This window comes from Pseudomonas fitomaticsae (assembly GCF_021018765.1).
Taxonomy (GTDB): domain Bacteria; phylum Pseudomonadota; class Gammaproteobacteria; order Pseudomonadales; family Pseudomonadaceae; genus Aquipseudomonas; species Aquipseudomonas fitomaticsae.
In genome coordinates, this window is the sequence record NZ_CP075567.1 from 577,711 (window position 1) to 591,119 (window position 13,409).

The window sequence follows — 13,409 nt, forward strand, 5'->3', positions numbered from 1 at the left end:
ATATTCGAAGTGGACGCTGAGCGTCCGGGGCTGCACTCCCACGCAGAGCGTGGGAGCGATCAGCGCCTTTCAATGCTTGTATGGACATGTCTATCCCCGACAGCATGGGGTTCTATCCGTCAGTCATTCCACCTCTCGTGTTTCTGTTTCGGCCCCGCGCCCCTATAATGGCTGCCTTTTTCGCCCAATGATTTTGCGGAGCTGGTGATGGCCGAACGTAAGGCGTCTGTCGAGCGCGACACTCTGGAAACCCAGATCAAAGCCTCGATCAACCTTGATGGCACCGGAAAGGCCCGATTCGATATCGGTGTTCCTTTTCTTGAGCACATGCTGGATCAGATCGCCCGTCACGGGTTGATCGACCTGGATATCCAATGCAAGGGCGATCTGCATATCGACGACCACCACACGGTGGAAGACGTCGGTATCACACTCGGCCAGGCTTTCGCGCAAGCCATTGGCGACAAGAAAGGCATCCGTCGCTACGGCCACGCCTACGTGCCGCTCGATGAAGCGCTGTCGCGTGTGGTGATCGACTTCTCCGGTCGTCCGGGCCTGCAGATGCACGTGCCGTACACCCGCGCCACCGTTGGCGGCTTCGACGTCGACCTGTTCCAGGAATTCTTCCAGGGCTTCGTCAACCATGCACTGGTCAGCCTGCACATCGACAACCTGCGCGGCACCAACACCCACCACCAGATCGAAACCGTGTTCAAGGCTTTCGGCCGCGCGCTGCGCATGGCCGTCGAGCTGGACGACCGCATGGCCGGCCAGATGCCTTCGACCAAAGGCGTCCTGTAATGCAGACGGTTGCAGTTATCGACTACGGCATGGGCAACCTGCACTCGGTGGCCAAGGCTCTGGAGCACGTCGGTGCCGGCAAGGTGCTGATCACCAGCGATGCGGCAGTGATCCGCGAAGCCGACCGTGTGGTTTTCCCCGGCGTCGGCGCGATTCGCGATTGCATGGCGGAGATCCGTCGCCTCGGTTTCGATTCGCTGGTGCGTGAAGTGAGCCAGGATCGTCCGTTCCTCGGCATCTGCGTCGGCATGCAAGCCTTGCTCGACAGCAGCGAAGAGAACGACGGCGTCGACTGCATCGGCCTGTTCCCGGGCGCGGTGAAGTTCTTCGGCAAAGACCTGCATGAAGACGGCGAGCACCTGAAAGTCCCGCACATGGGCTGGAACGAAGTGAAGCAGTCGGTGGATCACCCGCTGTGGCACAACATTCCGGACCTGGCGCGTTTCTACTTCGTGCACAGCTACTACATCGCTGCCGGCAACCCGCGGCAGGTGGTTGGCAGCGGTCATTACGGTGTCGATTTCGCCGCGGCGCTGGCCGAAGGTTCGCGTTTCGCCGTGCAGTTCCACCCGGAGAAGAGCCATACCCATGGCCTGCAATTGCTGCAGAACTTCGCTGCGTGGGACGGTCGCTGGTAAATGGCTGCCAAGAAGAAACCGCCGATCCTGACCCTCACTCCCGAGCAGGAGAGCGAGGCCAACCGCAAGATTCAGCGGTTCATGGAGGATCGTTTCGAACTGGACCTGGGGTCGTTCGAGGCGGCGGAAATTCTTGAGCTGTTTACCCGCGAAATTGCTCCGCACTATTACAACAGGGCGATTTTCGATGTGCAGACCCACCTCAAGGAGCGGTTTGAAAGCATCGAAAGCGACCTGTGGGCGCTCGAGAAAAACTGATTTCCGAGCCAAGCTGAACATTCAAATTTGAAGGTTTGCCAGATGCTGATTATTCCCGCTATCGATCTCAAAGACGGTGCCTGCGTACGTCTGCGCCAGGGCCGCATGGAAGATTCCACAGTGTTCTCCGATGACCCGGTGAGCATGGCTGCCAAGTGGGTGGAGGGCGGTTGCCGTCGTCTGCATCTGGTCGATCTGAACGGCGCTTTCGAAGGCCAGCCGGTCAACGGCGAAGTGGTGACCGCGATCGCCAAGCGCTACCCGACCCTGCCGATCCAGATCGGCGGCGGCATCCGTTCGCTGGAAACCATCGAGCACTACGTCAAGGCGGGCGTCAGCTACGTGATCATCGGCACCAAAGCGGTGAAGGATCCGGCGTTTGTCGCTGAAGCCTGTCGCGCGTTCCCGGGCAAGATCATCGTCGGTCTGGATGCCAAAGACGGTTTCGTCGCCACCGATGGCTGGGCTGAAATCAGCACCGTGCAGGTCATCGACCTGGCCAAGCAGTTTGAAGCCGACGGCGTGTCCTCGATCGTTTATACCGACATCGCCAAAGACGGCATGATGCAGGGCTGCAACGTACCCTTCACCGCTGCGCTCGCTGCTGCCACGAAGATCCCGGTGATCGCCTCCGGCGGCATTCACAACCTGGGCGACATCAAGTCGCTGCTCGACGCCAAGGCACCGGGCATCATCGGCGCCATCACCGGCCGGGCGATCTACGAAGGCACTCTCGACGTCGCCGAAGCGCAAGCTTTCTGCGACTCGTACCAAGGCTGAGGACTGACCATGGCGCTGGCCAAACGCATCATCCCTTGCCTGGACGTGGATAACGGCCGGGTCGTCAAAGGTGTGAAGTTCGAGAACATCCGAGACGCCGGTGACCCGGTGGAAATCGCCCGTCGCTACGACGAGCAGGGTGCCGACGAGATTACCTTTCTCGACATCACCGCCAGCGTCGATGGCCGTGACACCACGCTGCATACCGTCGAGCGCATGGCCAGCCAGGTGTTCATTCCGCTGACCGTCGGCGGCGGCGTGCGGACCGTGCAGGACATTCGCAATCTGCTCAACGCCGGTGCGGACAAGGTGTCGATCAACACCGCTGCCGTGTTCAACCCGGAGTTCGTCGGCGAAGCGGCGCAGCATTTCGGCTCGCAATGCATCGTCGTCGCCATCGACGCGAAGAAGGTGTCCGGTCCGGGCGAAACCCCGCGCTGGGAGATCTTCACCCACGGCGGTCGCAAACCGACCGGCCTCGACGCCGTCGAGTGGGCGAAGAAAATGGAAGGCCTGGGTGCCGGTGAAATCCTCCTGACCAGCATGGATCAGGACGGCATGAAAAACGGCTTCGACCTCGGCGTGACCCGCGCCATCAGCGATGCGCTGGGGATTCCGGTGATCGCTTCCGGCGGCGTCGGCAACCTGCAGCATCTGGCGGACGGCATCCTCGAAGGCCACGCCAGCGCGGTACTGGCGGCGAGTATTTTCCACTTCGGCGAATACACCGTTCAGGAAGCCAAGGCTTACATGTCTAAACGCGGCATCGTAATGCGTTAAACAATACAGGCCAGTGGACAGCATGGCGTACCCAAGGCACTCTTGGGCACGCCATGGATTTCGGTAGCCCGACATGATCAAACGCCTGCTTCTCGCCCTCGCCAGTGCCTCCGTGTTGTTGATCAACACCGGCCACGCCGAAGAAAGTCCCGACACCGATCTGGTGCTCCTCACCGAAAACTTCCCGCCGTACAACATGGCGAAGAACGGCAAGAATTTCGCTCAGGATGAAAACATCAACGGCATCGCCACGGACATCGTGCGCGAGATGTTCAAGCGTGCCGGCATCACTTACAGCCTGACCCTGCGTTTCCCATGGGAGCGGGTCTACAAGCTGGCACTGGAGAATCCCGGTTACGGTGCGTTCGTCATGGCACGCCTTCCGGATCGCGAAAAGCTATTCAAGTGGGTCGGCCCGATCGGCCCGGACGACTGGGTCATGCTGGCCAAGGCCGACAGCAAGATCACCCTCGAAACCCTCAATGATGCGCGCAAGTACAAGATCGGCGCCTACAAGGGCGATGCGATTGCCGAGACGTTGACCAAGCAGGGTCTAAAGCCGGTGGTGGTGCTGCGCGATCAGGACAACGCCAAGAAGCTTGTCAGCGGACAGATCGACCTGTGGGCCACCGGCGATCCTGCCGGCCGTTATCTGGCGCGGCAGGATGGCGTGACCGGGCTGAAAACCGTACTGCGCTTCAACAGCGCCGAACTGTATCTGGCACTGAACAGGGACGTCCCGGACGAAGCCGTTGCCAAGCTTCAGGCAGCGCTCGACCAGATGCGCAAGGACGGCGTGGTCGACGAGATCATGGGGCGGTATCTGTAATCACCGTCACTATTTTCGATGCCAGGGCGGGGATGTCATCCTGCCCGAAAGAGACTTCGCTCTGTTCATGACCGGATGCCATCGGCAATGGGCATGTGATCACGGCGTCTTTCTCGGACGGGTACTGGCTCAGATAGAGGCTTTCGTCATCGCTGTACTCGATGCCGAATGTCACTGGCGTATTGTCCGCACGTAGTAACCGGTATTCGCTCTGCCTTTGATACACCGCAACCATCGAGTGTTTCGCTGCCAGGGCGACAACTTCCAGCGGATAGAATTTTCTCCATCCGCCGGGTGATGTTTCGGTGTGAGTGAAGGTTTTGGCCAGGTTGGCCGAAAATCTTATCGCCCAGTTATCGCCGGGTGTCCTGATCGGCCAGGCCCTGTCGAACTCGATGGCTGTCAGGCGATTGAACATCTGCAGTAAAGACGCATTTTGAGCCCGCTCTGCCGTCCATTTGACGGATCGATATTGGTCCCCCGCGTTATGCTCGTGACCGACCAACACGTACCGATCCGCTCTTTCCAGGCGGTAGTACGGCGATGACCGCAGCTGTTCGAGCGGGTGCATATCGTCTCTGACTGCGAACCACGGAAGCCTGGCGACCTGAGTAACCGTAGCCGGCTCGATGGGGGAGGGCGATCCGAACCCGGACAGTATCGGGGCTGCTGGCGCAGTGTTCGATTGCAGGGTGATGGGTATTCGCAATGCGTAGGAGGCCAGGTGTGGCGAAGGCCTGGAATGGCTCTGGACGCCCGTGAACGTGCCAGGTGAAAAGCAGATCTCCCCCGCTTCTGCAATCGGTGGCTCAATGCTCCAGGCGCTGAAGTTCTGCTTTGCGCCACTGCCTTTGTCACTCCAGATCGAAGTGCCTACGGTGGCCGGCGCTACCAGATCCATACGTACGCAACGTACCGAGTTGACCGAAGGTTTTTCGTGATCACTGGCGCAAACCAGTCCAAGAGCGACATAACCTTCAGGAGGGATCGGGCGCCAGATCGAGGCATAGGTTTTGGCACCCGAACCTGAATCTTTCCAGACTTGTTCGAAGTTGGCGGGTCGGCTGAGTGCTTTACCCTTGGTGCTGTCGATGCTCGGGGAGTCCGCCTCCCGTACAACGGCTGCAACGCTTGTACCGGTGATATTGGAGAATTCTGGAATCGCAAGGTCGCCCAGCGAGAAATAACCCGGCAACACATCGGGAGGCGGGGCGGGGCGCCAGAAGCCGGCCGGGCTCGAGCGAAGGTTCTTGGTGTCCCACACCCGCTGAAACTCTGTGGTGAAGCTGATCAGCAGGTTGTCGAGCTTGATGGGTTCCATTGGCCGCGAGTGGGTGGCGGTGTTGTCATTGATCGTCATGGTCAGTCCTGATAGTGAAAGGCGACTCGGGTGAGTCGCTACCGGTTGCAGGTTTCACTATCCGGAAGTGGGCGAAGGGGCTGGCGGTAATTATGTATGGGCCGGCATTACCGATAGACACCGTCTTTGCCATGAGCGGCTGTGGCGCGATTGCTGCGCACACTGATCATCTGCTTTATGTCGATCCACTCGATGCCCTGAGCCTTCAGCTTCGGCAGTTCGCGCTCCAGCACGGCGAGGGTCTGTGGGTATGGATGGCCGATCATCACGGCCGAACCCTGTTTGTGCGCCAGGCTGATTGCCGTCTGCAGCTGAGTGAGGATCGCCGCTTCGGTGCGCACGTCATCGAGAAACACATCCCGGGAAACGCTCGCCAGATCGATCTTCTGCGCCTGTTGCGCAGCGACGGTCTGGGCACTGGTGCGGCTGTCGACGAAGAACTTGTGGCGACGCTGCAACTCGCCCATCAACCACGCCATCGCCCCTGGTTGTGCGGTCATGCGACTACCCATGTGGTTGTTGATGCCGGCGGTGTAGGGGACCATTTTGAACGCAGCGTTCAAGCGTTTTTCGAGTTCTTCGATGGGCAGTTCGGGATGCCAGGCGAACGGGCCGGTGGCAGGATCCATCGGCATGTGCAGGATCACGACCTTTCCGGCGCGATGGGCTTCGCGGGCAAATTCGGTTGCGTGCGGGGTGTCGGGCATGATCGCCGTTGTGACCGGCCCGGGGAGGGCCAGCACGCGACGATCCCGGGGCAGGTTCTGCCCCAGGTCGTCAATGATCAGCGTCAGGTAGGCTTTTTGAGGTGTTGGTCTGGCAGGTTCTGCGTGAACAGCACCCGCCAGACAGCACAGCAGGACAAAGACGAAACGCAAAGACATCCTCAACGGCCGGACGTGATGCTCAGGCCTTTGAGCAGGCTCAGGGCCTGGGCCAGCTGGTAATCGTCATCCTGCGGCATCGCCTTGGCCTTGCCGCCGGAGCCGGTCGGCTTGTCCGCGCCGCCGTTGCCGTTGCCCAGGTGACCTTGCAGGTCGGCTTCCTTGAAGTAGTCGCTGTCCGCCTCGTTGGTGATCTTGGCGCGGCGTACTTCGATGTCCGGGACGATGCCCTGGGCCTGGATCGAGCGACCGTTCGGCGTGAAGTACAGCGCAGTGGTGATCTTCAGCGCACGGTCGTTGTTCAGCGGCAGCACGGTCTGCACCGAGCCCTTGCCGAAACTGGTGGTGCCCATGACCACGGCGCGTTTCTGGTCCTGCAAGGCGCCGGCGACGATTTCCGAGGCCGAGGCACTGCCACCGTTGATCAATACGACCATCGGCACCGCTTCGCTTTCGTCCTTGCCGGTGGCGGAGAAGCGCAGTTCGGAATTGGCGATCCGACCCTTGGTGTAGACGATCAGGCCTTTGGTGATGAAGTGGTCGACCACTTCCACCGCCGCCTGCAACACGCCACCCGGGTTGTTGCGCAGGTCGAGAATGATGCCGTTGAGCTTCTTGCCGTTGTCCTTGCGCAGCTTGGCCAGGGCCTTGGAAACCTCTTCGCCGGTCTTGACCTGGAACTGGGTGATGCGGATCAGGCCATAACCCGATTCCAGCAGTTGCGCCTTGACGCTCTTCACCTGGATCACGGCGCGAGCGAGAGTCACGTCGAACGGTGTGCCGCCATCGCGGACCAGGGTCAGGGTGATTTTCTGGCCGATCTTGCCGCGCATCTTGTCCACGGCTTCGGTCATGGTCTGGCCACGGGTCGGCGCGCCGTTGATCTTGACGATGAAGTCGCCGGCCTGGATGCCGGCCTTCGACGCCGGGGTGTCGTCGATCGGCGACACGACCTTGATAAAGCCGTCTTCGGCGCCGACTTCGATGCCCAGGCCGCCGAACTCACCGCTGGTGCTTTCCTGCAGCTCGGTGAAATCTTCCGGGTCGAGGTAGGCGGAGTGCGGATCGAGGTTGCTGAGCATGCCCTTGATGGCGTTTTCCAGCAGGGTTTTGTCGTCCACCGGCTCGACATAGGCCGCCTTGATCCGGTCCATGACCTCGGCAAAGGTGCGCAGCTCTTCCAGCGGCAGCGGGGCCTTGGAAGTCGCGGCAGTGCCTGCCGGAGCGACAGCCGGAGCCGGTTGAGCGGCAAACGCCAGAGGCGCGCCGATCACCAGGGCGATCGTCAGGGCCAGCGAGGTAAGACGGGACAAATGCAGCATGTCGAACGAACTCCTTAATTAGGCGGTGCGCTTATCCTTGCGCACGACACCATTGCGCCGGATCACTCGGGTGACCCTGCTGACGAATTGCGAAATACAGCGCTGGTGTGTCCTGGCCGCCACTGTTACCCACAGTGGAGATGGACTCACCGGCTTTAACCACGTCGCCTGCCGACTTCAGCAGCGTCTGGTTGTGACCGTAAAGACTCAGAAAACCGTTGCCGTGGTCGAGGATCACCAGCAGCCCGGCACCGCGCAGCCAGTCGGCAAACACCACGCGCCCGCCGTGTACGGCATGCACCTGGCTGCCGGCGGAGGCGCTGATCATCACGCCGTCCCACTTGGTGCGGGCATCGTCGCCGCGGGTTTCGCCGAAGCGTGCCAGCAGTCGACCATCAACCGGCCATGGAAGTTTTCCCCGACTTGACGCAAAAGGACCACCGAAGGTCTCGCCGCCGCTGGACACCAGGGCGCCGGGAGTCGATCTGACCGGTTTGCGTGGGGCGTCGGTGTTTTCCGCCTCGGCCTCACGCAAGCGTTTTTTTTCGGCTTCCTGCTGGGCGATGAGCGCTTTCTGCCGCGCTTCTTCTGCCTCACGAGCCTGGCGGGCCAGGGTTTCTTCAATGGTTTTAAGGACTTTAGACAGGTCTGCCTGATCCTGCTCGCGGGCGGCCAGTTTCTGGTCCCGGGCTTTCACGTCGTCATTGAGTTTGGCAAGGGCCTGCTGGCGTTCCTTGCGGACCTTGTCGAGCGCTTCGCGCTGAGTGTCGAGATCGCTTTGCTGTACCAGCAATTGCGCCTGCTGCAAGCCGATGTCCTTTTCGACATTGGCCAGTTGGCGCAGGGTTTCGTTGAAGCTCTTCAACTGCTCCAGGCGAGCCTGGCTCAGATAGTCGTAATAGGTGAGGGTGCGGGCGAATTTCTCGGGGTTCTGCTGGTTGAGCAGCAGCTTGAGGTATTCCTGGCGGCCATTTTGATAGGCGGCGCGGGCCTGGATGGCGATCAGTCGCTGCTGTTCAGTGCGCGCGCTCTGGAGTTTTTTTTTCTCCGCATCGAGCCGCTGCAGCTCGGATTCGCTCTTCTTCAGCTCTTTCTGCAGGGCTTCGACCTGTTTCTCGAGCTTGCCCATCTCGGTTTCGGTGCCCTTGAGCTCCTTTTGCACGCCGGATTTTTCTTCCTGGAGCTTGCCCAGCAGTTTTTTCAGCTCGGCGATGTCCTGGCGCGTGGCGTCCAGTTGCTGTTGGGTTTGCGCGCGCTCATCCGCGAAAGCCGGTTGGAGCAGGCATGTCAGAGCGAGGGCGATCAGGACGCGAAGCATAGAGGCGGGCGGCACCAGGGTAAGGGACGGCCTAGTATGCCCGCCCGACGCGGCAAAAAAAACGCCCAATTGGGACTGTGTGATAACTGGGGCAAGCGACAGGCCGAATTCCATTTCGAAAACTCCATAAACCACTGTGGGAGCTGGCTTGCCAGCGATGGCGTCTGCACATTCAACATAGATGTTGGCTGTCAGATTGCTATCGCTGGCAAGCCAGCTCCCACAGGGTTTTTCAGTGTTTTGACGGGCGATTACACCAGAATCGAAGTGCCAGTCATTTCCGCCGGTTTTTCCAGACCCAGCAGTTTCAGCATGGTCGGCGCCACGTCCGCCAGTACGCCGCCTTCGCGGACTTTCAGGTCGCGCTTGCCAACATAGATGAACGGCACCGGCTCGGTGGTGTGCGCGGTGTGCGCCTGCCCGGTGGATTCGTCGGCCATCTGCTCGACGTTGCCGTGGTCGGCGGTGATCAGCGCTTCGCCGCCGACTTTTTCCAGGGCATCGACGATCCGGCCGACACAGGTGTCCAGGCATTCCACGGCTTTCACCGCCGCCTCGAACACGCCGCTGTGGCCGACCATGTCGCCGTTGGCATAGTTGACCACGATCACGTCGTAGCGCTGATTCTCGATGGCCTCGACGATGCGGTCGGTGACTTCCGGCGCACTCATTTCCGGCTGCAAGTCATAGGTGGCGACTTTCGGCGACGGGATCAGGATGCGCTCTTCGCCCGGGAACGGTTCTTCGCGGCCGCCGGAGAAGAAGAAGGTCACGTGGGCGTATTTCTCGGTTTCGGCGATACGCAGCTGGGTCTTGCCGTTTTTCGCCAGGTAGTCGCCGAGCACGTTTTCCAGGCTGCCAGGTGCAAAGGCTGCAGGGGCCGGGATGCTGGCGGCGTATTGGGTCAGTCCCACGTACTGCACTTTCGGCTGACGTGCGCGCTCGAATTCCTTGAAGCCGTCTTCGACAAACACGCGGCTCAGCTCGCGGGCGCGGTCGGCGCGGAAGTTCATGAACACCACGGCGTCGCCGTCTTCGACTTTTACCGGCTCACCGATGCTGGTGGCTTTGACGAACTCGTCGCTTTCGCCACGGGCGTAAGCGGCTTCCAGTCCTTCCTGGGCGGTGGCGGCGTTGAATTCGCCATTGCCATCAACGATCAGGTTGTAGGCCTGTGACACGCGGTCCCAGCGGTTGTCGCGATCCATGGCGTAGTAGCGGCCGATCAGGCTGGCGATGCGGCCCTTGCCGAGCGCCTGGAAGGTCGCGTCGAGCAGTTCGATCGACGACGCGGCACTTTTCGGCGGGGTATCGCGGCCGTCGAGGAAGGCGTGCAGGTAGATTTTTTCGGCGCCGCGCTTGAAGGCCAGTTCGGCCATGGCAATCAGGTGATCCTGGTGGCTGTGAACGCCGCCGTCCGACAGCAGGCCCATGAAGTGCACGGCCTTGCCGGCTGCCACGGCCTTGTCCACGGCGGCGCAGATGGTCGGGTTCTCGAAGAACTCGCCGTCGCGGATCGCTTTGGTCACGCGCGTGAAGTCCTGATACACCACGCGGCCGGCGCCGAGGTTCATGTGGCCGACTTCAGAGTTGCCCATCTGGCCGTCCGGCAGACCGACGTCCATGCCGCTGCCCGAGATCAAGCCGTTCGGCACGGTGGCCCACAGCCGATCCAGCACAGGCTTTTTGGCCGCATAGACGGCGTTGGATTCGGGGCTGTCGCTGTGACCGAAGCCGTCGAGAATCATCAGGACCAAAGGTTTAGGCGTGGTAGTCATGGAATCCACTCGTGGCTAATAAGAAGAGGGCGATGGAAAAGGGAGTTGGAGTTTAAAGCGAAGTTCCGGCGGCGTCACCGCCGGACGGGGTTTGGCCGACCATAGTGGCTGTGTATACTGGCCGACATTTTAACGCCCTGGAACCTCCTTCGATGGTTGCTCACCTGATTGAATTTGCCACTAACCACTACATTCTTGTCGGTATCTTCGTCGTACTGCTGGCTTTGCTGCTGGCGCATACGGTGCAGGGCGGCGGTAAAAGCCTGAGCACGGGCGAGCTGACCGCACTGGTCAACAAGGAAGCCGGCGTGGTGGTGGACATCCGTCCGAGCAAGGACTACGCCGCCGGTCACATCGTTGGCGCGGTGAACATTCCCCAGGACAAACTGGCCGCCCGCATCGGCGAGCTGGAAAAACACAAGGCCAAGACCATCATTCTGGTCGACGCCCTGGGCCAGACCGCCGGCACCCACGCCCGCGAGCTGATGAAGGCCGGCTTCACCGCCGCCAAGCTGTCCGGCGGGATTTCCAGCTGGAAAGGCGACAACCTGCCGTTGGTGAAGTGACATGAGCGACGTCATCGTCTACTCCAGCGATTACTGCCCTTACTGCTCGCGCGCCAAGTACCTGCTCGCGAACAAAGGCGTGGCCTTCGAAGAGATCAAGGTCGATGGCAAGCCGCAGGTGCGCGCCGCCATGGCCCAGAAGGCCGGGCGCACGTCCGTGCCGCAGATCTGGATCGGCGACACCCACATCGGCGGATGTGATGATTTGTATGCCCTGGAGCGCGCCGGCAAGCTCGACGCGCTGCTCAAGGCCTGAACTGCTGCACACGTAAAGAACCCTAAAAGACCCAAGATCAGAAAGGATCTGAGATGACTGACCAACAGAACACTGCAGCCAGCGAAGAAGAAACCGCACCGCAATTCTCCTTGCAGCGCATCTACGTACGCGACCTGTCCTTCGAAGCCCCGAAAAGCCCGGCGATCTTCCGCCAGCAGTGGGACCCGGCGGTCGCTCTGGATCTGAATACCCGCCAGAAAGCCCTGGAAGGTGATTTCTACGAAGTCGTGCTGACCCTGTCCGTTACCGTGAAAAACGGTGAAGAAGTGGCCTTCATCGCTGAAGTGCAACAGGCCGGTATCTTCCTGATCAAGAACCTGGACGCGGCTTCGATGAGCCACACCCTGGGTGCGTTCTGCCCGAACATCCTGTTCCCGTATGCTCGCGAAACCCTGGACAGCCTGGTGACCCGCGGTTCGTTCCCGGCTTTGATGCTGGCCCCGGTGAACTTCGACGCCCTGTACGCGCAAGAGCTGCAGCGCATGCAGGAATCCGGCGAGACCCCGACCGTTCAGTAAATGATCTGAGCGTTGACGCAAGTCCAATGTGGGAGCGGGCTTGCTCGCGAAAGCGGTGTGTCAGGTGGCATAAATGTCATCTGATGCGGCCCCTTCGCGAGCAAGCCCGCTCCCACATTTGTTATGCGGTGTTACTTGAAGTCGTTCTGCCGCCACGCTTCGTACACGGCCACTGCCACGGTGTTCGACAGGTTCAGGCTGCGGCAGCCTTCGCGCATCGGCAGGCGCAGGCGTTGTTCGCCGGGCAGGGCGTCGAGTACTTCCGGCGGCAGGCCACGGCTTTCCGGGCCGAAGATGAACGCATCACCGGGGACGAACGCGGCATCGTGAAACGGCCGCGAACCCTTGGTGGTGAAGGCGAACAGCCTTGGGTGACCGAGGCTTTCCAGGCAGCTCGCGAGGTCGGCATGGCGCTGCAAGGTGGCATACTCGTGGTAGTCGAGACCGGCACGGCGCAGACGCTTGTCGTCCATCTCGAAGCCCAGCGGTTCGATCAAATGCAGGTGGCAGCCGCTGTTGGCGCACAGCCTGATAACGTTGCCGGTGTTCGGCGGAATTTCCGGTTGAAAAAGGATGACGTGAAACATGCACGGCTCCGAAGGTAAAGATGACGCGCATTCTACGCCGCAAGCGGATCCGCGTTCGAAACTATTCCCGAGGGTGATGGCTTCACTGGCGATCGTCGGTGTGATGGTCGGGATGATGATCGGCCGTTTGACCACGCCTGACCCAACCGTCTTGCAGCAGGTCGAGGTGATCGATGGCGGTCTGGCGGTCTGGTTCAACAACGAGCCGAAGCTGCACGGCGAGATTGTCGATGGCAGCCTCGCGTTGCTGTTCGAGGCTGAAGGCAAGGCGCAGAAAGGTCAGCTCAAGTTCAACGGCAAGGACGTGAACTGGCGGACGCGTTTGAGTGACGGGGGATTGTTGCTGACGCTGGTGGCGGCGCGTCCGCTGCAGGGCGACTGGGCCGGCCAGGCGGTCGATGACCGCTGGCGGCTGGAGATCCATCTCCGGGAGCAATAAAAGAGGGAATCCCCGGCCTGCCTGTACCAAGGTTCCCGAAACGGGCGGGCTCATCGCATCGCGTTCTGAGCCGGTGTAAAGAAGGAACCCCTGACCTGCCTGTATCAAGGGCCCCAAAAGGGTGGACTCGCTGAGTCCGGTGTAAAGAGGGGAATCCCCGGCCTGCCTGTACCAAGGCCCCCGAAAGGGTGGGTGAATCGAATCACCTGATGGAGTTATTGCAGGGGGCGTGCCAGGTTTTCTCGTTTTGAAACAAAAAAGCCCGACACAATGA

At 60.7% G+C, this 13,409-nt stretch carries 16 protein-coding genes; 10 read left to right on the forward strand and 6 right to left on the reverse strand.

The genetic code is table 11. From position 1 onward, the window contains the following. The first annotated feature begins 207 nt into the window (after nt 1–207). The 6 genes from hisB to KJY40_RS02615 all read left to right on the forward strand — a co-directional run bounded on the left by hisB (nt 208) and on the right by KJY40_RS02615 (nt 4,086). Nucleotides 208–801 carry an imidazoleglycerol-phosphate dehydratase HisB gene (hisB, locus tag KJY40_RS02590; RefSeq protein ID WP_085712764.1) on the forward strand — a complete coding sequence of 198 codons (594 nt, stop codon included), beginning with the start codon at nt 208–210 and terminating at the stop codon, nt 799–801. Next, nucleotides 801–1,439, forward strand: coding sequence for an imidazole glycerol phosphate synthase subunit HisH (gene hisH, locus KJY40_RS02595; protein WP_230734795.1), 639 nt, complete (start codon nt 801–803; stop codon nt 1,437–1,439). Before hisB ends, hisH begins: the two co-directional genes overlap by 1 nt. Beyond that, nucleotides 1,440–1,697 carry a DUF2164 domain-containing protein gene (locus KJY40_RS02600; RefSeq protein WP_230734798.1) on the forward strand — a complete coding sequence of 86 codons (258 nt, stop codon included), beginning with the start codon at nt 1,440–1,442 and terminating at the stop codon, nt 1,695–1,697. It abuts the gene before it with no gap. A 42-nt stretch (nt 1,698–1,739) separates the two neighbouring features. Continuing rightward, complete coding sequence (gene hisA / locus KJY40_RS02605) at nt 1,740–2,477, forward strand: 1-(5-phosphoribosyl)-5-[(5-phosphoribosylamino)methylideneamino]imidazole-4-carboxamide isomerase (protein WP_003220753.1); 738 nt, start codon at nt 1,740–1,742, stop codon at nt 2,475–2,477. Nucleotides 2,478–2,486: 9 nt separating this feature from the next. Then, nucleotides 2,487–3,257, forward strand: coding sequence for an imidazole glycerol phosphate synthase subunit HisF (gene hisF, locus KJY40_RS02610; protein WP_011332020.1), 771 nt, complete (start codon nt 2,487–2,489; stop codon nt 3,255–3,257). A gap of 73 nt (nt 3,258–3,330) precedes the next feature. Then, nucleotides 3,331–4,086, forward strand: a complete 756-nt coding sequence (locus tag KJY40_RS02615; protein WP_230734800.1) for a substrate-binding periplasmic protein — start codon at nt 3,331–3,333, stop codon at nt 4,084–4,086. Here the strand turns inward: KJY40_RS02615 and KJY40_RS02620 are convergent. The 5 genes from KJY40_RS02620 to gpmI all read right to left on the reverse strand — a co-directional run bounded on the left by KJY40_RS02620 (nt 4,067) and on the right by gpmI (nt 10,748). Beyond that, nucleotides 4,067–5,446, reverse strand: a complete 1,380-nt coding sequence (locus KJY40_RS02620; protein WP_230734801.1) for a Vps62-related protein — start codon at nt 5,444–5,446, stop codon at nt 4,067–4,069. The two genes, KJY40_RS02615 and KJY40_RS02620, sit on opposite strands and share 20 nt — an antisense overlap. Nucleotides 5,447–5,553: 107 nt before the next feature. Further along, a complete protein-coding gene (locus tag KJY40_RS02625; protein WP_230734803.1) occupies nt 5,554–6,330 on the reverse strand; it encodes a divergent polysaccharide deacetylase family protein in 777 nt (258 codons plus the stop codon). Nucleotides 6,331–6,332: 2 nt separating this feature from the next. Further along, nucleotides 6,333–7,652: a S41 family peptidase gene (locus tag KJY40_RS02630; protein ID WP_230734805.1), complete on the reverse strand. Its 1,320-nt coding sequence runs from the start codon at nt 7,650–7,652 to the stop codon at nt 6,333–6,335. 31 nt (nt 7,653–7,683) lie between these two features. After that, nucleotides 7,684–8,970 carry a murein hydrolase activator EnvC family protein gene (locus tag KJY40_RS02635; RefSeq protein WP_115076224.1) on the reverse strand — a complete coding sequence of 429 codons (1,287 nt, stop codon included), beginning with the start codon at nt 8,968–8,970 and terminating at the stop codon, nt 7,684–7,686. Between the two features lie 251 nt (nt 8,971–9,221). Beyond that, nucleotides 9,222–10,748 (reverse strand): 2,3-bisphosphoglycerate-independent phosphoglycerate mutase, encoded by a 1,527-nt coding sequence (gene gpmI / locus KJY40_RS02640; RefSeq protein WP_230734807.1) that lies wholly within the window; start codon nt 10,746–10,748, stop codon nt 9,222–9,224. A gap of 152 nt (nt 10,749–10,900) precedes the next feature. Here gpmI and KJY40_RS02645 point away from each other — a divergent pair, with 152 nt between their 5' ends. From KJY40_RS02645 to secB, 3 genes are read left to right on the forward strand one after another with little or no spacing between them, the layout of a single operon-like run. Next, on the forward strand, nt 10,901–11,314 hold the full coding sequence (locus KJY40_RS02645; RefSeq protein ID WP_007952524.1) for a rhodanese-like domain-containing protein: 414 nt from the start codon (nt 10,901–10,903) through the stop codon (nt 11,312–11,314). A gap of 1 nt (nt 11,315) precedes the next feature. Beyond that, nucleotides 11,316–11,570 (forward strand): glutaredoxin 3, encoded by a 255-nt coding sequence (grxC, locus tag KJY40_RS02650; RefSeq protein ID WP_085667675.1) that lies wholly within the window; start codon nt 11,316–11,318, stop codon nt 11,568–11,570. A gap of 53 nt (nt 11,571–11,623) precedes the next feature. Continuing rightward, a complete protein-coding gene (gene secB, locus KJY40_RS02655; protein WP_007909233.1) occupies nt 11,624–12,109 on the forward strand; it encodes a protein-export chaperone SecB in 486 nt (161 codons plus the stop codon). Between the two features lie 131 nt (nt 12,110–12,240). On the opposite strand, the gene KJY40_RS02660 is transcribed toward secB, so the two are convergent. Next, entirely contained in the window at nt 12,241–12,696 is a 456-nt protein-coding gene (locus tag KJY40_RS02660; RefSeq protein WP_007952520.1) for a tRNA (cytidine(34)-2'-O)-methyltransferase, read from the reverse strand. Between KJY40_RS02660 and KJY40_RS02665 the strand changes: the two genes are divergently transcribed. Continuing rightward, nucleotides 12,695–13,135, forward strand: a complete 441-nt coding sequence (locus KJY40_RS02665) for a hypothetical protein (RefSeq protein ID WP_102717658.1) — start codon at nt 12,695–12,697, stop codon at nt 13,133–13,135. The two genes, KJY40_RS02660 and KJY40_RS02665, sit on opposite strands and share 2 nt — an antisense overlap. The last annotated feature ends 274 nt before the right edge of the window (nt 13,136–13,409 follow it).

Bases quoted from the DNA above. Each gene is read 5' to 3' on its own strand.
- hisB (WP_085712764.1), top strand. From the start codon at position 208: ATGGCCGAACGTAAGGCGTCTGTCGAGCGCGACACTCTGGAAACCCAG.
- hisH (WP_230734795.1), top strand. From the start codon at position 801: ATGCAGACGGTTGCAGTTATCGACTACGGCATGGGCAACCTGCACTCG.
- KJY40_RS02600 (WP_230734798.1), top strand. From the start codon at position 1,440: ATGGCTGCCAAGAAGAAACCGCCGATCCTGACCCTCACTCCCGAGCAG.
- hisA (WP_003220753.1), top strand. From the start codon at position 1,740: ATGCTGATTATTCCCGCTATCGATCTCAAAGACGGTGCCTGCGTACGT.
- hisF (WP_011332020.1), top strand. From the start codon at position 2,487: ATGGCGCTGGCCAAACGCATCATCCCTTGCCTGGACGTGGATAACGGC.
- KJY40_RS02615 (WP_230734800.1), top strand. From the start codon at position 3,331: ATGATCAAACGCCTGCTTCTCGCCCTCGCCAGTGCCTCCGTGTTGTTG.
- KJY40_RS02620 (WP_230734801.1), bottom strand. From the start codon at position 5,446: ATGACGATCAATGACAACACCGCCACCCACTCGCGGCCAATGGAACCC.
- KJY40_RS02625 (WP_230734803.1), bottom strand. From the start codon at position 6,330: ATGTCTTTGCGTTTCGTCTTTGTCCTGCTGTGCTGTCTGGCGGGTGCT.
- KJY40_RS02630 (WP_230734805.1), bottom strand. From the start codon at position 7,652: ATGCTGCATTTGTCCCGTCTTACCTCGCTGGCCCTGACGATCGCCCTG.
- KJY40_RS02635 (WP_115076224.1), bottom strand. From the start codon at position 8,970: ATGCTTCGCGTCCTGATCGCCCTCGCTCTGACATGCCTGCTCCAACCG.
- gpmI (WP_230734807.1), bottom strand. From the start codon at position 10,748: ATGACTACCACGCCTAAACCTTTGGTCCTGATGATTCTCGACGGCTTC.
- KJY40_RS02645 (WP_007952524.1), top strand. From the start codon at position 10,901: ATGGTTGCTCACCTGATTGAATTTGCCACTAACCACTACATTCTTGTC.
- grxC (WP_085667675.1), top strand. From the start codon at position 11,316: ATGAGCGACGTCATCGTCTACTCCAGCGATTACTGCCCTTACTGCTCG.
- secB (WP_007909233.1), top strand. From the start codon at position 11,624: ATGACTGACCAACAGAACACTGCAGCCAGCGAAGAAGAAACCGCACCG.
- KJY40_RS02665 (WP_102717658.1), top strand. From the start codon at position 12,695: ATGCACGGCTCCGAAGGTAAAGATGACGCGCATTCTACGCCGCAAGCG.
- KJY40_RS02660 (WP_007952520.1), bottom strand. From the start codon at position 12,696: ATGTTTCACGTCATCCTTTTTCAACCGGAAATTCCGCCGAACACCGGC.